Consider the following 25,471-nt stretch of genomic DNA (forward strand, 5'->3'; position numbering starts at 1 on the left):
GCTTTAATAATGGTTTTAGCCATTGAGATAAGCGCATGCTATTAAGTTAAGCATTCAATAAAAAAACGTCAGTAGCAGTTTAGTATCAGTTGATAGAGTTAAAATAAAAAGTGATGTATTAAGTAAAACTCTTTGATCTTAGAAATTAATAATATATTTATTTTTTCAATCTTGGTTACTCTAGATTTAAAGTTTATTTTAAAAGTGATTTGTATTTATTCGATTATCTTGCAGTGGTGATATAAAGTGAGAACATAAAGTTAACAATTTCAGATTGTGATTGAAAATGGGGAGAGTCTTCAATCCAAATACCGAGAAATGAAACTGCCCGAGAAGTTGTGCAACTGTCTCGGGCGAAGTGATGAATCAGGTGAGCAGCTATAAAGTTTTCTCACAAGAACCGCTAAGTGGTGGAGATATTTTTAAATTATCATTAAAGATTTCTACAACGACGGGGCCTTTATTTTCATCTTTTGCATAGTATGCACAGGACTTGTCCCCAGTATAGGTTTTACCTGCCTTTTTGAAACTGTAATACCAGGAGTCATGGGTAGCGGCACCGGATTCAAAACTAGCAGATTCAGATTGTTCGCCAATATTCAAGTCGAAATGAACCTCCATTTCCGGAGAGTCTTTAAATCTCACATATCCGGTGATTTTATCGTTGGAGTTATTTTTAACGTAAAATGAACCCTTAGTTGTCATAATTTTTCCTCTTTTTTAATTTCTATACGTGATAGAACGGCCAAATGACGTTCTGTTAATATATGCTTTTTAAGATGCATATTGATGTTAAATGATGGTCTTATTAGTTCTAAGGTGATTAAACTTATCCTTAGCGTATTTTTCTTTTATACCGATTAAGTCGCGGTAGCTTCGATCAAAATAAACGCTTGTCGGAATTGCCGGATCTTTAAAGCTGATGAAGGCACCATAGGTTCCCGGTATATCAGCTTCTCTGGCTTTATCAAAGGTGAAGTTAAGCTTTGCAAAAGTGCAGTATAGCCTTCTGGTTTAAGACCTCGCTCTGACACCAATCGCGAAGTGATTTTGTGAGGTGCTGGGGCGTCATAATCGGGAGGGAAAGGAGAACCGTTTTGACACAAAGAATCGCGCCCCCATGTGCTCATCAGGGAGTGATCGTATTTCTTCCCGTCAAAGTCAGTGCCATGTGCTTCATAGACTTGAACTAAATCAGGGAAGCAAGCGCCAAATTGAACGGCTATAAATTGGTGAAGATCTTGTTCTGTTCCTTCCCAGTAGCCATACATGGTGCAGTGATGGCTGATGGTTTCAATATCACAGTGGTTAGATGATTCAGGCAGAGCATCAATTTGCAAGTTGGTGCCAAGAAGTTTAGGCGTATCGAGGCTTTTTATAGCCTGCTCCCAATTTTTTAGCACATCTATGGTAGGGTGCGTTGGTATTGGCTGAAGCATACCGTTGATTTTTGGATAGAGGTTCCACTGAAGCTCGAAGCGGTGGATCTCTTTGGGTAAAGGGAATGTTTTTACGCGTAGCTCGGTAACAATGCCATAGCTCATGCCTCCGCCGCCTCTTAGTGCCCAAAATAGGTGAGGGTTGGACTCTGCTGAGACTTCTGTGATCGTACCATCACCCAATACCACGGTTGCACTCACTAGGTGCTCACAACACATGCCGTATTTTCGCGTCCAAGGGCCCCATCCTCCGCCTTGAATATAGCCAGTCAACCCAACTGTGGCACAGGTTCCATGTGCAATCATTCGATCATGCTCTGCAAGTTTTGGTGTCAGTTGATAGAAGCGATAGCCAGCACCAATGGTGGCAATATTGTCACACAATTGGAAGGTCTTAATTCTGCTCACGTCAATCAAAATGACGTTGTCACCACTGCATTCACCTGCGTGATCATGCCCTCCTGAGCGAACACGAATCGGGAGATTGAATTGAGTTGCTGTTAGATAGGCTTGCTGAACTTCTTGCGTACTTTCGCACATGACAATGACAAAGGGTTGGTGTTGATAGCGAGTATTGAAGATGAGTGACTCGACTTGATATTGGTTCAAACCGGGAACCGGTGAAACCGTGTTTTCAAGAGGTGTCAGTAATCGTTCTTTAGGAAAACCGCACTTATCCATTTTCTGAATAAACAGTTTGGCATTATTGCCTGAGATTGAGTACGCGCTAAGTACAGCGAGGCGTTGTATTTGAGGGTTAGGGTGCTGTTCTACCACTTGGTTTTCTTTAGTTCCCTGCATCCATTCATGTTCCATTATTTTTTCCATTTGGCTTATGTATTGAATAGTTGTTCAAATATTAAACCAAATGCATACATTCACCATATCAGTTTGGTATCAGTTGTTCTGTACAAATCGCCAAAAGCATCAGCGAGAGAGCAACAATATCTGGTTGATGAAAAGAACGATCGGCATCTGCGTGACCGTAGATAATTTATGTAGTCAAGTAGATCTGAGCCTAAATTGATACTGAACCAGAATGACGTGTTATCTACATTGAATGGGTCACTAACGACAATAAATTCAGTTGGAGAACACAATGAAAATGGACTCAAAAGAATCACAAGCAATTTTTACTGCTCATTATCAAATTGGTAACGGCTTACCTGGAGGAGTGAGCTTCGATGTTAATCTACTCGTGGCCAGCGAAGACAAATCAATAGTGGGTAAAGGACATATCTTTCAGGCCGTTAACCCACCGTTAAATGTGGTGTCTGATCTCAATGGTAGTTTCAACTATCAATGCACGATGCGTGATTGTCATATCATGGTGACGTTGCAGGGCTACCAGCCTTACCTAGGCATTGCTCCTTTAGGAGCTGATCTTCATAACGTAACGCTCAACCTCCTACTTAATGATGATTGGAAGTCAGGCGTGGCATTCTATCGATATAAAAATAGTTCAGGTAAATGGATTGAAGCAGCAAATCAACGCGTTACTCTACTTTTGCCTGAGCATGTTCCTAGCATCGAGAACTTTAAGGTGGAGCAAAATGATCTTGCGCCAGCATAAATCTCATCAGCGATGACACTGTGCCAAAACACAGATATTCGATGGTTTCGAATATCTGTGTTTGACGAGGTAAATCGAGTAAACACGATGACTTGACGGTGCAATTAATCGACTTTCTTCGTTTATTGAATATTTCATGGTTGAGTAGATGTGGAGAGCCAATGGTCGAGCTCATCAACACTTATTTGAGCCTGGTTCAGTTGATGCTTACGCGCGGCCTGATTGAAGTTTAACAACTCAGAGACGGAGCTGGACTGGTCGAGTAAGGCAAGCATCAGATTCGCTTGTTCAATATAAAAATCACCCCATGGATGCGGATCTTCTTGGGTGAAGTTAGACAGCTTATCGCGATATTTTCGAAGTAGCGTAGGCTGCTTATACTGCCACGCTACTTGGATTCCTTGTTGGTAAAAGCGTAAATAGTTATGACCAACACAGGTAGATTCTAGCCAAGCCTCACCAGTGCGCAAAGCGGAGAGGGCCGTTGATTCATCGCCACAAATAAGTGCCTTGGTAGATACGAGCCAAGGACCAATAAAATTGTGTAGCTTATTGATATGAACAAGATCTAGAGCCGTGTCGATGTCCGAAAGGGCTTTCTCCTCTTTTCCCTGATACCAGTGCAATCTTGCACTGGACTCCAAAAGAAAAGCGACAAATCGATGAGCATTAAGCTGTTTTGAAAGTTGTAGAGCGGTCGAGATTTCGTTTTCAGCTTGCACCAAGACATTACGGTCGAGAAAGATCCATGCAGCCGTAAGCCTAGAAACAATTTCTGCTCGGCGGTTTGCCGTGAGATAGGCAAGATTCGAGGCATGCTGAGCCTGTTTTAGTGCTTCGTCAGATTGCAGTTGATAGATCATCACTGTTGCCAGCATGTAGCGATTGGCAGTTTCAATCGAAAGCAACTGATGCTCTTCACACAGTTGCAAACACTCGGTTAAGTACTCGTATGAGCGAGCCATTTTTCCTTGTGCGTAGGCACAATCACCGAGGCCGCCAAGCGATTTTGCTTTCGCGCGAAAACAGTTTGCTCGTTGACTGTAATCTAATGCAAGTAAATGTTCTTTCTCACATTCGTCTAGCTGCCCAGTGGGGAACAGCATATTACCTCTCATCGAGTGAATTTCACACAAAGATTTATTTAACGTCAGCTTTTCGCACAGGGCTTGGGCTTGGTCTAAAATCGACATCGCTTGTACAAAGTTGTCGGTTAAACGGTAGGGGTTAATGAGGTCTAAATAGTATTGAACACGTTCAGAATCATTTTCTGTGTGATGAATCGCTTGCTCAAGAACCTCAATACTCTCTTTGATGCGTCCCATCGAATACAGGCAGTTTCCTTTCATATTTAGTGCATACGCCATCTGTGCTTTAGGTGACTCTTTAATAGCGTATTCAATAAGAGTCAGTGCTTTTTCAAATTGATAATTGCTCAGGTAATGTTTGGCGGTCTGGTCAAGAACAGTAAATACACCTTCGCCCTTGGCATGATTGATATGGACTGCATATAAGAACCGATCTCGGTTCTCATACCATTTTGCGCAGGCCATGTGTATTTTTGAACACTGTGACTTGTCTATTTGACGGAAAACAGCATTACAAATCAAATCATGATGGAAAAGGTATTGATCGCCATTGAGTTTTACTAAGCCAGCGTCGACTAACTTATCTGGTACGTAGCCGGGAATTCGAGTGATTTCACGCAGTTGCTCCAGTTGAAAGTACTGCCCCAACACAGATGCAGTACAGAGTGCTTGGCGATCTTGGGCTGGAAGTTGAGCTAATTGTATCGAAACTAAATGTTCCAATGACTCCGGAACGTCTTTATCAAACTGAGAACAAAGTAGTGTTTGGCGTAAGTATAGAGGATGGCCTTTCGCAAGCTTTATACAGTCATTGATATGTTTATTCTGTTGGCATGTGATTGAGCAAGCTAACTCGTAAGACTCTTCAGATGATAACTCCCTAAGTTCGATTAGATTCACGTTGGCAAACCAAGATTGTTTGGAACTAAGTCGTTTTTGCTGCCTAAACGTCAGAAAGAGTAAAATATTGGTGTTTGTAATATAAGGTAGCAGTGTCTCAAGAAATGCCAACATTACCTCGTCGGCCCAATGGACATCTTCAACAATAATCAAATGCGGTTTGCTGGTCTGCCGTTGTTGAATTAAGAAAGGGATAGATTGCTCTATCGTTTGTTTCAGCGTTTGGAACTCCATTAAGTTCAGCAGCTGTTTTTCTGATTCGTTGAGTGTTACCCCCATTAACCAATAAAGGCAGAGATGGAAAGAAGAGGGAATTGATGACTCGACAGTCTGCTGACGAATAGAATCATCGGTATCTTCACGAGTAAATGAACAAATTGCCCGAGTGAATATATTTTGAGGGGACAAGAGATCAGCACTGCCATGATTCAGGATTTGAATCTCTGTGGTTAAACACGAAGAACGACTCAAAGACGAAATGACCTGGTTGAGTAGGCTGGTCTTTCCTATCCCTGCGGTACCAGTAATACAATACGTTTGGCCTGCTTCTTGTTTTTGCCATCGCTTGATTCCGCTATTCAATGTTTCTAGTTCAAGTTTACGCCCTACGAAACAGTCAGTATGGTTTTGGTGTAAGGATACAAAATGCCAGTTGTTGAAGTCTGGCTCTCCTGTTAGAAAAGGTTTTATTGGTCTGGCACAATTGGACGAGATAAAGCAAGGACAAGCAGCTATTTCTCCCCAAGGGATTTTAACTAGGATTTCATTGATTGGGGTTATCGCATTCGGATGTTCCGATAGCTCAGTGATTCGATGCATGTATTTCACATTGATAAAAGACCGAATCGAAGCCGAAAGAGCAACCTTTAATTGAAGGGCTAGTTGTCGAATTCGCTCAAAAATATATTCGTCCGATTCCTGTAAAGACCAAGTAAGAACAAACGTTCGGTTTTGTATTATGGGTGTAGTGTTTTGGCTGAGAAGTAAGGTTTGCAGAGCCTTTGCGGTCAAATCACACTTTGCTTCGATTGCAAAAATAAAAAAATATGGTGGTGATGAAGATACATTTGTAAATAATGGTTCTGAGGCCCGATCTATTAAAAGGTCCTCTACGGGGACAGAAAAGTATTCCGCGAGATTGGATGCGGTACGATACAGCACATTCGCCCCAGACTCTGCTCGCTTTATAGAAGCAATAGATACGACAAAACCCTGTTGAAAGCATTCTTCCGCCAGTTTTTCTTGGCTCAGTCCTAATTTCTTTCTCAGTTCTTTGAGTCGTAATACGTTGAGTGGAATTCTTCCATCCCTATTTGCCATATTTCACTCCGTTGTAACGTATAGCTTTTCCCAGTAAACCTGAATCGATTGGATATGTTGAGTGAATAAATTTATCTTATTTCACCACATATATAATACTAGTAGTTAAAATGTTATATATGAAAATGAAATGGGCATTTTAATCTTCAAACCACCTTAATTCATTGTTATATTAGTGGTGTTTTTTTATTAATAATTTTGATATTTATCTTTGTGAGTTCATGTTTTTCTTAATAAGTTTTTTTAAATATCTTTAAACTTATATCTTTTAAAAGATTGCACACCTTAAACTTATATTGGACTTCATTAAACTTTAAAAATTAAATTCTTTAATTTTAGAGATATAAATTGACAATCTTATTTTTAGTGTTTTTTTTGATCTCTATTCTGGCTAACTGATTTTTTCTAGTCTATAAATCAAATATCGGCAATTTCAAAATAACTGCCGAAAAAATTATTTTAATTTCAATATTATAAATAGTTGGCTTTATACTATGGATATTGGCTTTTTCTGCCTGTTAAAAGGCTTTCATATTACACCACACTTGAGTGCCGCGCTTACCTCTATTAAGGAGACTGCGTGGCTGCCATATGTCAAACGATCTTGCCATCGAGGGGATTGGCAAGCGCTTGCTTTAGAAGAATCACATCGAAAGGCCTATTACCCTAACTATTTACTACTCTCTGAATTTACAGGATTAGAACTGTTTTTATCTCAATTTTTCTGCCCAATTTTGTCAGTACGGTTTATGAAGTTAGAGCCGGGAGCTGAGATATTGTAACGCGGACCTCTGGCATATGTTTTTCTCAAGTACAGGTGTGTTACATCATTAACTACTGCTACAGCGGCAAGTGAGGTTCATGAATTATGCAAAAAGGCTCATCTATAGAATTCTACCAGCAACGTCCTCAATCTCGTGAGACGGTCGGTGTTGAAGAAGTGCAGCAACAAACTCAACAGTTTGGTTTTGCTGAACCCGAAATGGATGAGCTGCTTAAGTACTCATTACGGACTCAACTTGAGGCTATGCTCCAAAACCAACTCAGCACGGCTGAACGCCAACGGCAACTGAAAGAGAGTTTCGCTGCGGCAGTTGAGCTCGTATTGAAGGAGACGAAAGTTGAGCACCGAACACTGGTGCAAGCCTTTCAGAGCATGTATGGCAACGCTTGCCAATCTCTTTCTCTGGCTAAACTCACTCAAGAGGAACTGACCCGACAGTACATTTCCACGTCTGGGCTGGTGATGTCCCCACTTAACTGTAAACACACCATCAAAGATGTGTACCGAATTAAAGGCTTTGCGTGTGGTATAAACAAAGCTATCCAACATATGCTTGCCAACAAGTCACAGGTTAAAGTGCTTTATCCAGCTTGCGGCCCCTTTGCACCATTGCTGCTGCCTTTACTTGCTCACTACAAACAAAGTGATCGAATTAGCGCAGAGCAGCTTCAGGTGACACTAGTAGATATTCACCCCGGAGCCATTAAAGCACTCAATCAATTGATCGCGGATCTCGATATCGCAGACTACATTGAAGCCTTCGTGGAAGAAGATGCTACCCAATTTTCGCCAACTCAAACGTTTGATCTCCTGATACTTGAAGCGATGCAGCATGGCTTTAGTCGGGAAGGGTTCCTCAGCATCGCGAAACATTTGGTTCAATATTTACATATTCAAGGCGAAATGATCCCCAAGCAGGTATCTGTGCGCGCCATGATGGTCATCGGGGAGACGGAATTTAATCAACAATGGAAAAAAGCAGAGTATGCACATTCCAACCATTGCCAACCGGAAGCGATAGATGATCGAATTGATCTGGGAGAAATTCTTAATGTTAATAAAGCCATGTTGCTCAAAAGCGAGATTTTTGAGCTAGATGGTGGAATAAAAATGCTGCAAGGCAACACCGTAGAGCTGCCGAAAGATGTGCCAGATATGGCAAAACGTATCCTCGCCATTTACAGCCATATCGATACTTACGGAGATGCCATGGTCGGACAATACGACTCCGGTATTACACATCCTAAACCCGACATGACTTTTTATGTGGATGCCAAGCCCAAAGCTGTTGAACACCATTACTTCGAAGCGAGGGGAGGGGATAAGGTCAGTTTCTATTATCAGTTAACCGGATTGCCAGGTTTTGTCGCCACCCATGGATGATTTCGATATGCAGCAAAAATACGTCGTTTTTACAGGAAGTTGTTACGCCTTGCCCATCATTCAGTTGTTGGCACAACAGCATAGATTGGCGGGCGTGGTAGTACCTGAAGGAGAACTAAATCCTGACTTACAGCAGCTACAGAGCTATCTGAGCGCTCAATCGATTCATATTGCTCAGTATACCGCCAATGACAGCAGTGCTTTGATAGCGCAACTCGATGCTTGGCGAGTCACGGATGGCGTCATCTATTTGTTCAGGCACATAGTTCATTCCTCGCTGTGTCAGTTTTTCAACGGAAACTTGTACAACATTCATCCGGGAAAGCTGCCCGAGTATCGAGGCCCGATGCCTCTCTATTGGCAATTAAGAGACGGTTTAGACACCTTTAGCCTCACCCTGCATCGTCTTGAGGCATCGGCTGATTCCGGCGCTATAGGAATGGAGTTAGAGGTACCATTTCACCCGTTTGAGACCTTAACCAGTGCTCAGCAAAAAGCGTCACAAATGACGGCTAAGCTGATGTATGACTTCCTCATCGCGCAACAAAAGCAAGGGCTGGTTTGGCGTGAGCAAGTATCAAACCCCAACGAAGTGGCACGAGCAGTAAACCAACATGATCTGCACATTCGTTGGAACGTGCAAACGAGTCGCGAAATCGTCAACTTAGTGCGAGCAGGCAATCATGACTTCGGAGGTGCGATGTTGAGCTTGCCAAATGGTGTCGCCAATGTTTTGCAAGCAAGCGCAGTGGAGACTTCTTTAGTTGGTGTTGAGGCGGGGAGCATTCTCGAGATCAGCCCACAACATGGGTTACAAGTGAAAACGTTAGATAGCGCCATATCAATAGATGTTATTGCTACACAGCAAGGCGTGTTTTCGGGTTATCGCTATGCGCAAATGGCTGGGCTAGATGCTGGGATGTCATTGCTCCAGCACGCTTCTGCTTGTGAGTAAATAAATATCTCAATACGGCTCTTTGCGGCAGTGATGAAGCCCGTAACGGTATTTAGTAATGCGAGATTGGAAAGTTTTAACCAACCACACCAATTTCGTTATGGGCTGGTTTTAACTTAAGTGTATACGTTGAAAGGAAGAACAGTATGGCTACAGAACCGTATCTTGGGACACTAACCGCATTTGGTGGCAATTTTGCAATTAGAAATTGGGCAATGTGCTCGGGGCAAATGCAGGCAATTGAAGATAATCCAGCGCTCTTCTCTCTAGTTAGCACTCTATACGGAGGTGACGCCCGAACTACCTTTGGTTTACCTGATTTGCGTGGCCGCAGTCCAGTTGGTGTAGGCACACGACCTGGGGGGATGGATTATCATCAGGGAGAAAGATTGGGTACTGAACTGGTAACTATTGATATAACTCAAATGCCAGCACACTTACATACGGCAATTTTTACCCCTCTTGGCACTTCTGCACCTGTAACAGGCAGGATGCAGGTTGCTACCAATGCTGCAAATACACAGGTACCCGATAGTAATTCGTATATAGCGCAAAACTCTACCCCCGGGTTCTATAAACCGACGTTTCAGCAACCAGATTTGACCGAGATCGAAGGCTTAAGTGTGTCTGGTAGTGGCTCGGGCGGAGGTACTGTAACTGTGACTGAAACAGGCGGTTCAATGCCACTTAATATTCTGAGCCCGGTATTGCCGATTAATTGGTTAATTGCCACTGCGGGAGTATACCCACCGCACAGCTAATCAACCAAGAAAGAATTGGCTGAATCTTTAGCTAATCCTTTCCTATAAAAAAATTAAATATTTAAGTTGATTATGATAACCCGGCCATGTTGATAAGGCCGTCATCTTCAGGAGAGGAAAATGAGATTACATCGTCAGGTTGCGATCGCAATTACAACAGCATGGGTGTTCTCAGCGTTTTTTTCCGGTGGAGCCTGGGCTGCACAGCAAACGATTAACTACTCTAATGGTTCAGGTTCCAATTTTAGTGAGGTGGAGACCGGCGTCACAGGGGGTATGCCCTCAGTCACTCTTACCAATGCAGGTACTGTATCTATGGTATTAGATGCGGGCACTAGCTCGGATGGCACTCCGTTTACTGGCCTAAATGACCTCGGATTTGTAGCTGGTGTTCTTTACTCAAATACCATGATTAATGAGTTCAACAATCGTGGCTTCCGCTTTTTTGAGAAATCAAGTACTAACTTCAGTTTCGACGAAATTACCTATATGCAGGGGTCGGCCCGAGACTCAGATAAAACGTATCAACTTGTGTTAACTGGCTTCTCTAATGATATTCAAACAGTGACCGAAACTGTCACCTTGCCAAAAGGTGGTGAAGCAAACTCAGGGTTACAGGACTTGTTTACCCTGACCCGTGGTACAGATTTTAATGATTCGGCATGGCAGGACGTTGATACAGTGACTATGGCGTTTACCCGAAGTCCGGGTGCTGACTCTCGTTATCTTATCAGAAGTATCAAGATTGATGACGCTGCGGTTTCAGACTCTACCGCGCCTACTTTTGTCAGTGCGAGCTCAACTCCCACTGATGATGCAACCAATGTTTCTGTTAGCAACAACATCGAGATTGCCTTCGATGAAAATATTGAGCTGAAGAGCGGCAATATTACCATTCGTAATGTTACCGACAGTCGCGACTTTGAAGTATTTAATGTTGCCACCGAAAGCGATGGCACAACAACATCACCAGGCGCTGGTCGCATCAGTGTTACCAACAATAAAGTTTACTTAAACCCAACCAGTGATCTGGCAGGGAACCGGACCTACGCCATTCATATTGAATCCAGTGCCGTGGCTGACAGCGCAAATAATAGCTTCGCTGGGATCAGCGATGATGCCACATTTAACTTTACGACAGTCGATACTACGCCAAATGCGCCATCTACACCCGATTTAGATGCTAGTTCGGATACCGGGCCATTAAATACTGATAATATTACCAGTGACACTACACCAACGTTTAGTGGGATTTCTGAGAGTGGATCGATCGTTACTTTATACAGTGATCAAGTCGGTGGAGGTGCAACGGTTATTGGCACAGGCACTGCTACTGGAGGAAACTGGCAGATAACAACCAATGAGTTGGCGTCTGGTATTACACATGCAATAAGTGCTAAAGCGTCTGATAGCGATGATAATGTTAGCTCGGCATCCAACGCGTTAAGTGTCACCATTGATACAATAGCACCATCCGTAGTGAGCATTACCACGCCGATTGAGGCTGACAGTATCGTCAACGCTGCAGAAGACAACGATGTGTTGATCGCTGGCTCCGGCGCGGAAGCAGGCAACAGCGTGACCGTGACTATCACAGACAATAACAGCTCTGTCAGTCGTACGGTGACGGCCGACAACTCAGGCAACTGGACGCTGAGCGGCAGCGAGCTGGATGTCAGTGGCCTGAACAATGGCACCCTGACGGTGTCTGCAACCCAAGCAGATATAGCAGGTAATATCTCCACCGCAGCTAGCCAGAGTGTTACCCTAGACAATGCAGCCCCATCAGCAGTGACCATCACCACGCCGATTGAAACCGATGGTATTGTCAATGCGGCAGAAGACAACGACTTACTGATTGCTGGCTCCGGCGCGGAAGTAGGCAACAGCGTGACCGTGACTATCACGGACAATAACAGTTCTGTCAGTCGTACGGTGACGGCCGATAACTCAGGCAACTGGACGTTGAGCGGCAGTGAGCTTGATGTAAGTGCGTTTAACAACGGCACCCTGACTGTGTCTGCAACCCAAGCAGATATAGCAGGTAATACTTCTACCGCAGCCACCCAGAGTATTACTCTGGACAATGCAGACCCATCTGCTGTAATCATCAATACGCCGATTGAAACTGATGGGATCGTCAATGCGGCAGAAGACAACGACGTACTGATCGCTGGCTTCAGTGCGGAAGCAGGCAATAGCGTGACCGTGACTATCACGGACAATAACAGCTCTGTCAGCCGTACGGTGACGGCCGACAACTCAGGCAACTGGACGTTGAGCGGAAGTGAGCTTGATGTCAGTGGCCTGAACAACGGTACACTCATAGTTGCTGTGACGCAATCGGATACGGCGGGTAATACCTCCAGAGTGACCACCCAGAGCATTACCTTAGATAACGCCGCACCATCAGCTGTGATCATCACTACACCGATTGAAACCGATGGTATTGTCAATGCAGTGGAAGATAACGATGTGTTGATCGCTGGCTCTGGCGCGGAAGCAGGCAACAGCGTGACCGTGACTATCACGGACAATAACAGCTCTGTCAGTCGTACGGTGATGGCCGACAATTCAGGCAACTGGACGCTGAGCGGCAGCGAGCTGGATGTCAGTGGCCTGAACAATGGCACCCTGACGGTGTCTGCAACCCAAGCTGATATAGCAGGTAATATCTCCACCGTAGCCACCCAGAGCGTAACCCTAGATAACGCAGCGCCATCCGCTGTTAGCATTTCCACGCCGATTGAAATCGACGGTATCGTCAATGCGGCAGAAGACAACGACGTGCTGATTGCTGGCTCCGGCGCGGAGGCTGGCAATAGTGTGACCGTGACCATCACGGACAATAACAACTCAGTCAGTCGTACGGTGACGGCCGACAATACCGGGGCTTGGACGACTATTGGCAGTGAGTTTGATGTAAGTGCGTTTAACAACGGTACTCTGACGGTCGCGGCGAGCCAGAGCGATGCGGCGGGCAACACCTCCAGTGTAGATAGCACAACAATTACGTTAGATAACGTGAGGCCAACCGTTTCTTTGAGCAGCTCAGACCTTGATTTGGTCTCTGGCGAAACGGCGAGTATCACGTTCACCTTAAGTGAGTCCTCAAGTGACTTTGCTGAGTCAGATGTCACCGTCACTGGCGGCAGTTTGTCTAACTTTGCGGGCAGCGGTGACAACTACACGGCCACCTTTACGCCGGATATAGACAGTACAAGTACAGCGACGATTAACGTGGCGGCAGATTTCTTTACCGATGCTGCTGGGAATAGCAACACTGCTGCGTCTCAACTGTCTATAACCGTTGATAGTTTAGTGCCGAGTGTGACTATCTCCAGTGATAAATTGGCGCTGAAAGCGGACGAAACGGCGACCATTACCTTTACCTTAAGTGAAGCGTCGAGCGATTTTACCGAGGCGGATATCACGGTTAGTGGCGGTACTTTGTCTGGTTTTGCTGGCAGTGGTAGCAGCTACACTGCGACCTTTACACCAACGGAAGAGAGTGCGACGAGCGGTACTATTAAAGTTGCCACAGGCACATTTACCGATGCCTCTGGTAACACCAATAGTGCCGCTACACCACTTTCCATCAGCGTCGATACTGTGCTTCCAACCGTTAGTATCACTAGCTCCAGCGCTGCGTTGAAAGCGGGTGAAACGGCAACACTCACGTTTACCTTGAGTGAAGCCGCAACTGATTTTTCCGAAGCCGATGTGACCGTGGCTGGCGGAACTCTTTCTAACTTTGCGGGCAGTAGCGCCAGTTACACGGCCACCTTTACACCTGCAGAAGAAAGCACTGAGGATGCAACTATTGATGTTGCAGCCGAGAAATTTAGCGACGCTGCAGGCAACCTCAATACTGCAGCGACTCAGTTGTTGATTTCAGTGGATACGGGGATCCCGGCTGGACATAGCATCAGCATTGATCAGGAGAGCATTAACAAAACCAACGAACAGGCGATGAGCTTTACCTTCTCAGCAGCTGAAGTGAACGCGATGTTCACTTATCGCGTGACTGACGGTACCACGACCATTGACGGCGCTAGTCAAACAATCTCCTCGGAGACCATGCAAGTAACGGGTATTGACGTCACTGGTTTGCAAGAGGGGACGTTGACAGTAAGTGTGGTGGTAAGCGATGCCGCAGGCAATGCATCTGATGCAGTGACGGATACGGTGACTAAACGCTACGATGTCGCGCCAACGGTAGTTGATGATAGCTTCTCGACTGAGGAAGATACGGCGAAACAATTTAATCTGTTAGCCAACGATTCCGATGTTAATGATGACATGGTCGCTTCTTCTGCAACGATTAAAACGCAACCAATTAAAGGTCAGGTGTCGATCAGCAACGGCGTTGTTACCTATACGCCAAATAATAATGAGACAGGCACAGATAGCTTTACCTATACCGTGAAAGATGCCCTGCTGCAGGAGTCGCAAGAGGCGACAGTGACCGTCACTATCATGGCTATAAATGATGCGCCAGTCGCTAAAGCGCTGACCATCAACACCGACGAAGATACCGCAAGCGCAGCAGTCAGCGCGCGTAGTCAAGCGGAGGATGTTGAAGATGGCATCCCAACGGGTGATTTATCGTTAGTTAGTTTGCCTCAAAAAGGACAAGTAGCCATTGATCAAACTGTAGGCACTTTTGTATATACGCCGAATCCGAATGAAAATGGTAGCGATAGCTTTACTTACACGATCGCAGACAGTGAAGGCGGCGTTTCTCTTGCGGCCACGGTCAGCGTCAATATCGGTTCCGTCAATGACTCACCAGTAGCGGAGGAAGACAGTTTTACTTTTGATGAAGATATCACATCGACACTCGATATTTTAAGTAACGACAGTGATATTGAAGATGGGTCATTCACCCCGAGTAGTATTACCCTGCAAGATCTTGGTCAAGGAGAGGGGGTATACAGTTTTGCCATGGTCAGTGTCAATGTCGATGGGACCTTAAAGATTGTGCCTACAGCGAACGTTAATGGTCAACATAGCTTTACCTACATGCTAACCGATAGTGGCCAAGCAGTCTCAGTGCCTGCAACCGTCACGCTCAATATTACGCCAGTGAATGATGCCCCCGTTGCTGTTGATAACAGTGCACAACTACTAGAGGGAGGCTCCTTCGAGGTCAATGTATTAGGCAATGATAGTGATGCCGATGTTGGAGACAGTTTTGAACTCACTAGTGTCACAGTCGTCGATACGCCAGCACATGGCAGTGTGAACGTGACGGCGTCAGGAGCGATTGTTTACAACCCCAATGAGAACTACTTCGGTGAAGATAGCTTCACCTATACGGTGGCAGACTTAGCAGGTGCTGTATCTAACGCCGCAACAGTGACCATGACAGTAACACCAGTCAACGACGCACCAATGGCGCAAGCACAGTCACAAACGCTTGATGAAGACAATAGTTTGGTGATCACGCTGGTTGGTTCAGATATTGATAACGATGATGACACTCTGCAGTATCTTATCACTGAGCAAGTCAGTCATGGCGTGCTAGAGCAGTTGACCAATAATAGTTGGCGCTATACACCAGAAGCGGACTTCAATGGCTCCGACTTCTTCTTGTTCAAGGTCAACGACGGTGATCTCGACTCGACAGAGGTTCGTGTCGATTTGACGGTTAATGCAGTCAACGATACACCAACCGCGACCGATATCAGTGCTACGGGAGAGGAAGAAATACCGCTGACCATTACTTTAAATGGTAACGATGCAGAAGGCTCATCTTTGAGCTATCAAATTGTAAAATCGCCAGTCAACGGTAATGTTACCGTCACAGGCAATCACGCGGTTTATACGGGTAACAGTAACTTCTTTGGTCAGGACAGTTTCACTTACAGCGTAAGTGACGGAGAACTTACCTCTGGAGTGGCGTTAGTGACCATCACGGTGAATAACGTTAATGACGCGCCAGTGATTACGGGTACCCCATCGGCGCAAGTTGATGAAGATAGTGTGTATCAGTTTGTGCCCGCGGCATTGGACAATGACCCAGCGGATACTCTGACCTACTTGATAGCTAACAAGCCACCTTGGGCTACATTTGACAAGACAACAGGAGCGCTTTCTGGCACGCCAAGTAACCGTTATGTGGGGACTTATCCAGGTATCGTGATTAGCGTATCCGATGGCACTATTTCTTCCTCATTGTCAGCTTTTTCGATTACTGTGAATAACGTTAACGATGCACCCGTTATCTCTGGTTCACCAGCAACACAAGTGAATGAAGACAGCACCTATCTGTTCACGCCACAAGTGTCAGATGTTGACAGCCAAGCCTTCACCTTCAGTATCGTGAACAAGCCATCTTGGGCTAGCTTTGATGCATCTACAGGCACGCTTAGTGGTACACCAGATAATGGTGATGTTGGCAAATATCAGGGCATTGTTATCTCGGTTTCTGATGGTCTCACGACCACAATGCTCAATAGATTCAGTATTGTGGTTAACAATGTCAATGACGCGCCAGTGATCAGTGGCACTCCTGCTCTTACCGTCAACGAAGGCAATACGTACCGCTTTGCGCTGCAGGCATCGGATGTTGATAGTAGTAGCTTGAGCTTTTCAATCCGCAATAAACCATCATGGGCAACCTTTGATAGAGCAACTGGGTTGCTAAGTGGTACGCCGGAAAATGAGCATGTTGGCAGCACCAATAATATTGTTATTAGTGTCTCAGACGGTGAGCTAAGCACATCTTTAGCAGCGTTTAGCATCACGGTAATCAACGTTAATGATGAGCCAGTGGCGGTTAATGATACCTATGTCTTTACCGAGAGTAACGATGGTAGCTACTTATTGGATGTACTCAGCAACGACAGCGATGTTGATCTAGATACATTACAACTGGAATGGGTTAAACCTACATCTGGAACGGCAACGATTGTGGGCAGTCAAATCCAATTGGTAACGACCTCAATTGGTACAGTGGCAGTGCAATACAGTGTGAAAGATGGTAACGGTGGAAAGGCCACCGCGAAAGCAATCGTGACAATTAAAAGTGCGAAATTGGACGCACCAACAATAGCCGCACCTTCAGATATCGAAGTGAACGCAACTTCGCTCTTTACTAAAGTTGCATTAGGCTCTGCTGTGGCACGAGATAGTACAGGCAAGCTATTACCTGTTTCATTGGTCGACAGCACGACCTTTTTCCGACCTGGAACTAATACGGTCTATTGGCGCACTCAAGACTCTGATGGAAACGTCGCTGAAGCTAGTCAAACGGTAACAGTGTATCCACTGATAAGTATCTCCAAAGATGCGCAAACCACGGAAGGCACCAATCATAGCGTATCGATACACCTTAACGGTCCTTCGCCGAGCTACCCAGTAATCATACCTTATACGGTTTCAGGAAGCACGGACAGTGATGACCACACGCTCACCTCTGGTGAAGTGGTGATACCTAGTGGTACCGAAGGCAAACTTTCGTTCGAACTACTTAATGATGGACAAAATGAGGGCGTTGAAACCTTAGTGATTGATCTGGACAGCACCCTTAATCTAGGTAGTAAGCGTCGTTACACCTTGACAATCTTTGAAGAGAATGTGGCTCCGAAGGTCACGGTAAGTGTATCTCAGGCGGGGGAGCAGCGGAGCCAAATTGAAAATGGTGTTGAACCGGTCACAATCACGAGCAGTGTTAGTGATGCCAATATGTCCGATATACACAGTTTCAGATGGAGTAGTGATAGCGATGTACTTAACCAAGCGATTGCGGGGCAGATGTACAGCGAAACATTGACTTTCTCTCCGCAATTACTGAGTTCAGCGATTTACAATTTGCAATTGACAGTTACTGACAATGGCACTCCACCATTATCAGTGACACGGAATGTCTATTTAGAAGTGGTACAAACATTGGCGGAGCTCGGGAGTGAAGACAGTGATGGCGACTTAATCCCGGATGATCAAGAAGGTCATAATGATAGTGATGGTGATGGTATCCCTGATTATCTTGATGCAATTTCTGACTGTAACGTAATTCAACAGGTTGTGTCAGAAAAAGATCGCTTCCTCATTGAGGGGCAGCCAGGTGTCTGTTTACGCAAAGGAATAACCATTCTGACTAACGCAACAGGAGGAGCTTTATTGCTGGATGAGGAGCTTCCTAAAGATACCAACATGAAGAGCATAGGGGGAATCTTTGATTTTGTAGTAACTAATTTGCCGCTGCCCGGCCAAAGCTATCAATTAGTTTTGCCTCAGCGTTTACCTGTTCCAGCAAATGCAGTGTACCGAAAGTATAACGCTGAACAGGGGTGGATAGACTTTATTGAGGATGCTCAAAACACGGTTTCTTCTAGTGCTGGCGAGGCTGGTTATTGTCCGCCACCAGGGCACAGTTCATGGTCACAGGGTCTGACTGAAGGTGACTGGTGTGTACAACTTACCATTGAAGACGGTGGTCCGAACGATGATGACGGATTGGCTAATGGCAGTGTCGTTGACCCTGGCGTCGTTGCCGCTCGTGTAAGCAATAATACACTCCCTCAAGCGATTGACGACAATGCGTTTGTTAGTCTCAATGGTACGGTGACGATCGATGTATTGAGCAATGATGCTGATGCTGATGGTGATGGGCTGAAGGTAAGTCGCGCTTCTGTAGATATTGGTAGTGTTAGTGTGGTTGATAACAAACTAAGTTATGTCACTCAACCACAGTACTACGGGGAGGCTTTGATCACTTATAGCGTAACGGATGGTAATGGTGGAACGGGATCGGCGAAGGTGACGGTAAATGTGGTAAACAGTCAGAATCCGAATGCGGTGGACGATAATATTACCACCGATGATCGTACCCCTGTCACGGTTTATGTCCTTGCTAACGATACCGATCCGGATAACGACACATTGAAGTTGGTTTCAGTCCAAGCGCAGTATGGGCAGGCGGTCATGAATGCAGATCAGAGCGTGACCTATACCCCTACCTCAGGGTTTGAAGGCAATGATGTGTTGACATATATCATTCAGGATAGCCAAGGCCTGCAAGACGCGGGGAAAGTTATAGTGACCGTTAAGTTGGTAAGAGATGTAAAGGTTGAAAATACTTCAGCAGGATCATTGGGTGGCATGGTGTTGATGCTTTTGATTTTGTTAGGAGCCATGCAACGTTATGGAAGAAACAGTGCTCTAGCACTAATTGCTGTGTTTAGTTTTAGTAGTCAAGCGGGCTGGTATGTTGATGTTCAAATGGGGTCAAGCCATGCAGATGAGCGTGATGCTGTTAAAGGTGATAACGTAATCTCTACTGACAACACCGGGTTCTATCGCTCTGTCGGGTTGGGATATACTTTTTCTGATCAATGGTCTGGAACTATTCGTTATATTGATATGGGTGAAGGTAGTGCTACATTGCGTAGTGCTACTACTTCACCAGAAGACTATCACGCCAATGTCGCATCTATAGCCCCACTCCTTGTTAAGGGCATGGGCTTCGACATCGGTTATAAGTTCTGGCAATACAATTCATGGTCCGCAAAACTGAGTTTGGGGGGCTTGTTCTGGGATACCGATATTGAAAGTACGTATCAAGGCAGCAAGATAACGACGGAAGTGGATGGTTTTGATGGATATATTGGTGCAGAAGTTGGCTACAACCTCTCAGATAATTGGGAGATCGGTATCCAAGGCGCTCGTTATTTTTTACATGAAAATGATGTTGATATAATTGCGGTACAACTTCGTTATTTTTTTGAGCCGTTAACAGCGTATTAACCTAGGGTTTGGTATTTTTCGATAATTTGTATCCTAAGCGATCATGAAGCGATATGGTAAATTACTGGAGATTAATGTCGTGATTGTGATCTTTATTATATAGGTCAATACTCTATAACAAATCCTTAATTACCTTGAAGTCTTTTCTTCTTTAACATCTAGCGAAAGATAGTGTTTTGATAGAGTGTTAAGCAGAACTTACTGTTCGATATTAGAAAAATAAGGTTCATTGAATGCTCGATGTGAACTTAAAAGAAGATGATTTACGCAATAGGGTTGCTGGTGGCGCTGAAAGTGTCAGCGTGATACGTCGCTTTACTTGAACCTAGTGCGTCTACAGTCGAAGAAATATAGTGTTGGGGCTGAAGCCAAACCAAGCGGGTTAGAGCGACACAATTCGTAGTGAACTCTTATTTGGTTGAAAAGCGTTCCAAGTTCGCAGTTGCCCCTGACTCTGCTGGTGATAACAAGACGATAAATTGATACCGAGCAAAACGATAATTTTATATCTGCTTTAATCCAATACTGATTGAATAATATCAAATGCTGTTTCTATTTTTTGGATAGGGATAATGCCAAACCCAAATAAGAGGGCATTAGAATGATTGTTGATAGAAAAATGCGATGATGGATAAACCGCTACATTTGATGAAGCCAGTTTATTCATCATTTGTGTCGCGCATCCCGATACTTCAGCTGCTATATGCAATCCACCTTGGCTTGGAATACGTTGTAAGCAATCTACCTTGTCAATTAATTGAGTGAGTTTATGGTACCTTTCGCTATAGATTTTATTCATATTGAGTAAATGGTGAGAGAAATGACCGTCACGCATGAATTCGTCAAGTAGGATTTGAGACACTACAGATGTACTTCTTCCCAAGTGCCACAACATATTTGAAATTGGCTCCATTAAAGACTTTGGTGGAATCATATAGCCAATGCGTATGCCGGGAAATAGTATTTTAGAGAAACTGCCTACCATAATGACGCAGTCATTTTTATCTTGTGACTTGAGAGCTTGCTTACTGGTATTGAGGTAGTGATATTCCGCATCATAATCATCTTCGATAATGATTGCGTTATTAACTTCTGCCCATCTCAGCAGTTCTAACTTCCTTTCAACTGAGTAGCTAAAGCCTAAAGGGAACTGATGACTAGGCGTTGTATAAATAATTTTGGTATTAGAAGGGATTGATTCAACGACAACACCTTGGTCGTCCATCGGCACGGAGCCTATTTGCGCGCCAAGTAATCGAGCTTGATTTCGAAAAACAGGATATCCTGGATCTTCCGTCGACACGAGATCCCCGGGAGAGAGTAATGTAAGGAGAGTCGTCATTATTGCCTGCTGGCACCCTTGCGTAATGATGATGTCTTCAGGGTCACAGATTACGCCTCTCGAGTGTCTCACATACTCGCAGATAGACTCTCGTAAACAAGCTAACCCTTGCAAATCACCACCATGTGCAAACTCTGGAGTTAATGCATTGAGCCTACTCAGTCTTGAGTGTCGCCAAATATGCTTTGCTATTCTCTGATGATCAGGAACGCCTAAAGTGAAGTCATAGTCTAGATTCTTTGGTGCGATGATCTCTGGCTTCTTCGCTGCGTTAGTGCCAAACACCCCTAGTTGGTAGTGTTTTATTGGTCTCTTATCTTGATCCATCGTTTGTTCTAGAGCATTACTTACGTACGTGCCAGACCCTGCCTTTTTTACTATCCACCCCTCGAACTGAAGTCGCTCATACACCGAAATGACAGTGTTTCTTGCTATGCCTAACTTTTTCGACAGCATGCGGGTTGACGGTAATCTCTCATTTGATCGTAATCTGCCTTCTAATATCCCTTGGTATATCTCGGAATAAAGCTGTTGGCTGGTGACTTTTCCAGTTTCGAAGTGTAGTGAAAATGGCATCGTTTTCTCTGTAGACGTTGAAAAGTGGTTCTAAAGCGTTGTGAGGATGTGGATCTGTATATACCAAGTATATCTACCTAGTATACCGTTATCGTGATATGGAGAAAGCGTAATGAGTACACTATTTCCCCATTTTGGAAACGGATGTTACTTACATTCGTATCTAACCGGCCTACCTATCAACGGTGATCAGGTTTAGACCTGTTTATATCGCACTAAAAATTTGAAGACACAGTGTTATTCATCGAGGGTTAACGATTGGAGTTCTTCAAGTCAGGATTACTTTTATATAAAAAGTTAAAAGCCTTGGAATAAACTAGAAATTAATTATAAGTTAAAATTAAAAAATTGAGGGTTCAATGAAGTTAAACAATGCCTTGCTGGCCATTTTATCGCTCACTTCTTTCGTCACGTTTGCGAAAACGGAGTTAACGGTTAGCAGTCAATTAAAGAGCGTAGTTGATGATTGCGCTAAAGGATTAATAAACGAATACGACATTCCGGGGTTGGCTGTTGCAGTAACGATTGATGGCAAGCGTTATTTTTACAATTACGGTTTTGCTGACGAAAGTAAGGGGAGTTTAGTCACCAACGACACAATTTTTGAACTCGGTTCTATCAGTAAAACTTTTGCCGCTACTTTGACTGGGTATGCCCAAGAAAAAGGTAAGCTAGACATGGATGACAAGGTCAAAGATTATATTCCAGAATTAGAGAATAGTGCTCTGGGTAATACCAAGCTAGTTCATGTCGCCACCTACACTGCGGGTGGTCTACCATTGCAATTTCCTAGCGAAGTAACGAACGACGCTGAAATGATGCAGTACTACAAAACGTGGAAACCGGAGTACGAAGCCGGTACTAAGAGGAAGTACTCAAACCCTAGTATTGGTCTATTTGGCTACATCGGTGCCTTGAGTATGAAGTCAGACTATACGGAAATGATGGAAACCGTCATCCTGCCTGAGCTCGGTATGACCAATACCTTTGTCGATGTACCAAAGGATAAGCTTAATAACTATGCTTTTGGTTATAGTTCTGAGGGAAACCCCGTTAGAGTTAATCCAGGTATTCTTGATGCGCAAGCCTATGGTATTAAATCAACGAGCTCAGATATGCTTCAATATATCGAAGCAAATATGGGGCAAGCGCAACTGAATAATGATATGGAGAATGCGCTAGAGCAAACTCACATTAAGTATTTTAATACCGATACATTTACGCAAGCAGTAGGGTGGGAAGGTTATGATTATCCCGTCTCACTTTCACAATTATTGAAAGGTAACTCCAGCGACGTAATTCTCAACGCTAAACCGGTTCAAGCAAGTGAATCCGGTACTCTCGGTCGAGACATTTGGTATAACAAAACGGGCTCAACAGGTGGCTTTGGGGCATATGTCGCGTATGTACCCTCTGAAAAAATAGGCATAGTGATTCTAGCGAATAAAAACTACCCTAATGCCGAAAGAGTAGAGGCTGCTTACCATATTATTAGCTCAGTGGTGAAGTGAATTTTAGTGGTAATAGGCACTACGTAATTATTAGAGCTTATTTAGATACATACTATCTGCAGTGTTTTATTCGATAGTATTTATAGGAGTATTCATGAAAACTAAGCATTGGTCTAAGGTGACTTTGCTACATGAAGTTGTTACGAACCCAAATATAACGATTAAAGGTAAACATAGTTATTACAGTGATTGTTGGGACGCCGGTTTTGAAGAGTCTGTTGTAAGATATCTACAAGGCGATGAGTTCAGCCGAGATTGGGAACCAAAATGGAAGATTGATAAGTTACATATAGGTGATTTTGTCTGTATTGCAGCGGAAGTTGTGATTGTTATGGGGGGAAACAGTACACATAGAGCTGATTGGTTCTCCTTGTACCCATTTATGGACTTTATTGAAGAAGCGTACGTCGGGAAAGGAGATACTCATATTGGCGATGGCGCCTGGCTCGGTATGCGATCCATGATAATGCCGGGTGTGACTATCGGAGAAGGAGCAATCGTTGCGGCAAACAGTGTGGTGACGAAAGATGTTGAGCCTTACAGCATGGTTGCGGGTTCACCAGCTAAGCATGTCAAATATCGCTTTTCTCGAGAGACGATAGACGAACTGCTTGCTCTTAGGATATATGATTGGCCTGATAAGAAAATCGACAGCCTGAAGAGATTTTTATGTTCAGACGATTTAGAAGGGCTGAGAAAGGCAAGCGCTGAATATGATAGAAACCATTCAGTATCATGACAACGTCACCATTTAAAAAATCAGAAAGAGGCCATTGTTGGGCCTCTTTGTATTAAATATCTAACCAATACAATGAGTAATCATTTTATTCTTTTATTGATTTTTTATGTGAATATGATAATGGCGCGTACCACTTGCGTTCAAGAACAAGAGGACAACGTGTTTGGTAAAGGGGAAACCGATGGAATATCGGGAAACTATAATTATTAAGAGCCGCATGTAGCGGCTCTTTTTGATCCTGAAATTGGTTAGTGCGACAGACTACGAAGCGCTCAGAGGGTTACGAGGACTCGCTTCAGATAAATGAAGAAAGAGCGAATCGAAGTGGCTGTTGTTACCTGTTTGACTACTTATACCGTTGCCATTCCGCTGTTAATTCTGCTTTTTCTTTTCTCGCTGCAATCAGCATTTCTATATTTACGTCAGTGTTTGGGTGCCTTTGAATGTATCGCTCGTAATCAATCGGAACACCATTGATGTGCAGTTCAAGATGTAAATGCGGCCCTGTTGTTCTTCCTGTGTTACCCGTTTTCCCTATCACTTGTCCTCGGCTGATCTTCTCACCAACATGGACGTTGCGCTGAGATAAGTGTAGGTAGCGTGATACAGAGCCATTTGTGTGGCGGATATTAATATAGTTGCCAGCAAAACGGTTGTAGCGGGACTTTAAAACGATGCCATCAGCAATACTACGAATCGGTGTACCTACAGGTGTGGCATAATCAGTGCCTAAGTGCGGAGTCGTTATATTGGTCACTGGATGTGTTCGCTTTAAGTCATAGTCAGAGCTCACTCTGTAGTTTTTATCAAAGGGTGAAGAAAACATGAACTGATTATTTATCGACACACCATGCTCATCAAATACGTTACCGTGACCATCATTGATAATAAATAAATCAGTTTTACTGCCTAAATAGTAAAAAGAACTAATGTAAGTTTCATTTTTACTATTTAATTTAGTTCTTAAGATAAAGTTATCACCTCTTTTAATAGAGTCAATAATATTAAACTTGCTTTTGATAAGTGCTAATAGCAAGTTGATCTCTTTTTGACTCACTCCTGATTTTAATAATGAAGCGACAAAAGAGTATTCAACCACACCGATAGTGATTTTTTGCCTACGAGTCTTCTTTTTAATTGATGGCTGCACATTCTCACTTTCGAATTCTAAAGGCTTGATGGTAGGTAGCCTATCCACAGGAGTGAGGAAGTAGTGAGAAAGCGATACGCTAATCAATATGATTAACGCAGTAGTGATAAGGGCTACGGTAGGAGCTTGCACACTCCTTTTTATTATTAAAATAGTCATTAGTTTTGTTGATTTATCAATACTGACAGTTGTGCGTA

Annotated in this window: 12 protein-coding genes; 7 read left to right on the forward strand and 5 right to left on the reverse strand. The window is 44.0% G+C overall.

The features are described 5' to 3' along the window. Window positions 1-378 precede the first annotated feature (378 nt). Both R7Q48_RS01835 and R7Q48_RS01840 read right to left on the reverse strand, forming a co-directional pair. Entirely contained in the window at window positions 379-705 is a 327-nt protein-coding gene (locus R7Q48_RS01835) for a hypothetical protein (RefSeq protein ID WP_005373454.1), read from the reverse strand. 155 nt (window positions 706-860) lie between these two features. After that, window positions 861-2,255 (reverse strand): FAD-dependent oxidoreductase, encoded by a 1,395-nt coding sequence (locus tag R7Q48_RS01840; protein ID WP_318132124.1) that lies wholly within the window; start codon window positions 2,253-2,255, stop codon window positions 861-863. A gap of 283 nt (window positions 2,256-2,538) precedes the next feature. On the opposite strand from R7Q48_RS01840, the gene R7Q48_RS01845 reads away from it, so the two are divergent. Next, window positions 2,539-3,012 carry a DUF1842 domain-containing protein gene (locus R7Q48_RS01845; protein WP_005373450.1) on the forward strand — a complete coding sequence of 158 codons (474 nt, stop codon included), beginning with the start codon at window positions 2,539-2,541 and terminating at the stop codon, window positions 3,010-3,012. Window positions 3,013-3,146: 134 nt separating this feature from the next. On the opposite strand, the gene R7Q48_RS01850 is transcribed toward R7Q48_RS01845, so the two are convergent. Further along, entirely contained in the window at window positions 3,147-6,320 is a 3,174-nt protein-coding gene (locus R7Q48_RS01850) for an AAA family ATPase (RefSeq protein WP_054576105.1), read from the reverse strand. Between the two features lie 868 nt (window positions 6,321-7,188). Between R7Q48_RS01850 and R7Q48_RS01855 the strand changes: the two genes are divergently transcribed. From R7Q48_RS01855 to R7Q48_RS01870, 4 genes are all read left to right on the forward strand, one after another. Continuing rightward, window positions 7,189-8,487, forward strand: coding sequence for a hypothetical protein (locus R7Q48_RS01855; protein ID WP_256902765.1), 1,299 nt, complete (start codon window positions 7,189-7,191; stop codon window positions 8,485-8,487). Between the two features lie 7 nt (window positions 8,488-8,494). Further along, the gene (locus tag R7Q48_RS01860; RefSeq protein WP_262658255.1) at window positions 8,495-9,442 is read left to right on the forward strand and encodes a formyltransferase family protein; all 948 of its coding nucleotides are present in this window, start codon (window positions 8,495-8,497) and stop codon (window positions 9,440-9,442) included. A 146-nt stretch (window positions 9,443-9,588) separates the two neighbouring features. Beyond that, window positions 9,589-10,203 carry a phage tail protein gene (locus R7Q48_RS01865; protein ID WP_005373442.1) on the forward strand — a complete coding sequence of 205 codons (615 nt, stop codon included), beginning with the start codon at window positions 9,589-9,591 and terminating at the stop codon, window positions 10,201-10,203. A gap of 315 nt (window positions 10,204-10,518) precedes the next feature. Beyond that, window positions 10,519-19,956 carry an Ig-like domain-containing protein gene (locus tag R7Q48_RS01870; protein ID WP_411979272.1) on the forward strand — a complete coding sequence of 3,146 codons (9,438 nt, stop codon included), beginning with the start codon at window positions 10,519-10,521 and terminating at the stop codon, window positions 19,954-19,956. 514 nt (window positions 19,957-20,470) lie between these two features. Here the strand turns inward: R7Q48_RS01870 and R7Q48_RS01875 are convergent. Continuing rightward, a complete protein-coding gene (locus R7Q48_RS01875) occupies window positions 20,471-21,874 on the reverse strand; it encodes a PLP-dependent aminotransferase family protein (protein WP_170890169.1) in 1,404 nt (467 codons plus the stop codon). A gap of 359 nt (window positions 21,875-22,233) precedes the next feature. Between R7Q48_RS01875 and ampC the strand changes: the two genes are divergently transcribed. Continuing rightward, window positions 22,234-23,385, forward strand: coding sequence for a class C beta-lactamase (ampC, locus tag R7Q48_RS01880; protein ID WP_064369345.1), 1,152 nt, complete (start codon window positions 22,234-22,236; stop codon window positions 23,383-23,385). Window positions 23,386-23,479: 94 nt separating this feature from the next. Then, the gene (locus tag R7Q48_RS01885; protein WP_017635780.1) at window positions 23,480-24,124 is read left to right on the forward strand and encodes a CatB-related O-acetyltransferase; all 645 of its coding nucleotides are present in this window, start codon (window positions 23,480-23,482) and stop codon (window positions 24,122-24,124) included. A 346-nt stretch (window positions 24,125-24,470) separates the two neighbouring features. Here the strand turns inward: R7Q48_RS01885 and R7Q48_RS01890 are convergent, their stop codons facing one another. Next, on the reverse strand, window positions 24,471-25,433 hold the full coding sequence (locus tag R7Q48_RS01890) for a peptidoglycan DD-metalloendopeptidase family protein (RefSeq protein WP_256902762.1): 963 nt from the start codon (window positions 25,431-25,433) through the stop codon (window positions 24,471-24,473). Window positions 25,434-25,471 lie beyond the last annotated feature (38 nt).

This window comes from Vibrio sp. 378 (assembly GCF_033339435.1).

What these genes read in the sequence shown, in the direction of transcription:
- R7Q48_RS01885 (WP_017635780.1), top strand. Translation starts at nt 23,480, where the DNA reads ATGAAAACTAAGCATTGGTCTAAGGTGACTTTGCTACATGAAGTTGTT.
- R7Q48_RS01890 (WP_256902762.1), bottom strand. Translation starts at nt 25,433, where the DNA reads ATGACTATTTTAATAATAAAAAGGAGTGTGCAAGCTCCTACCGTAGCC.
- R7Q48_RS01860 (WP_262658255.1), top strand. Translation starts at nt 8,495, where the DNA reads ATGCAGCAAAAATACGTCGTTTTTACAGGAAGTTGTTACGCCTTGCCC.
- R7Q48_RS01875 (WP_170890169.1), bottom strand. Translation starts at nt 21,874, where the DNA reads ATGCCATTTTCACTACACTTCGAAACTGGAAAAGTCACCAGCCAACAG.
- R7Q48_RS01835 (WP_005373454.1), bottom strand. Translation starts at nt 705, where the DNA reads ATGACAACTAAGGGTTCATTTTACGTTAAAAATAACTCCAACGATAAA.
- R7Q48_RS01850 (WP_054576105.1), bottom strand. Translation starts at nt 6,320, where the DNA reads ATGGCAAATAGGGATGGAAGAATTCCACTCAACGTATTACGACTCAAA.
- R7Q48_RS01865 (WP_005373442.1), top strand. Translation starts at nt 9,589, where the DNA reads ATGGCTACAGAACCGTATCTTGGGACACTAACCGCATTTGGTGGCAAT.
- R7Q48_RS01855 (WP_256902765.1), top strand. Translation starts at nt 7,189, where the DNA reads ATGCAAAAAGGCTCATCTATAGAATTCTACCAGCAACGTCCTCAATCT.
- R7Q48_RS01840 (WP_318132124.1), bottom strand. Translation starts at nt 2,255, where the DNA reads ATGGAACATGAATGGATGCAGGGAACTAAAGAAAACCAAGTGGTAGAA.
- R7Q48_RS01845 (WP_005373450.1), top strand. Translation starts at nt 2,539, where the DNA reads ATGAAAATGGACTCAAAAGAATCACAAGCAATTTTTACTGCTCATTAT.
- R7Q48_RS01870 (WP_411979272.1), top strand. Translation starts at nt 10,519, where the DNA reads ATGGTATTAGATGCGGGCACTAGCTCGGATGGCACTCCGTTTACTGGC.
- ampC (WP_064369345.1), top strand. Translation starts at nt 22,234, where the DNA reads ATGAAGTTAAACAATGCCTTGCTGGCCATTTTATCGCTCACTTCTTTC.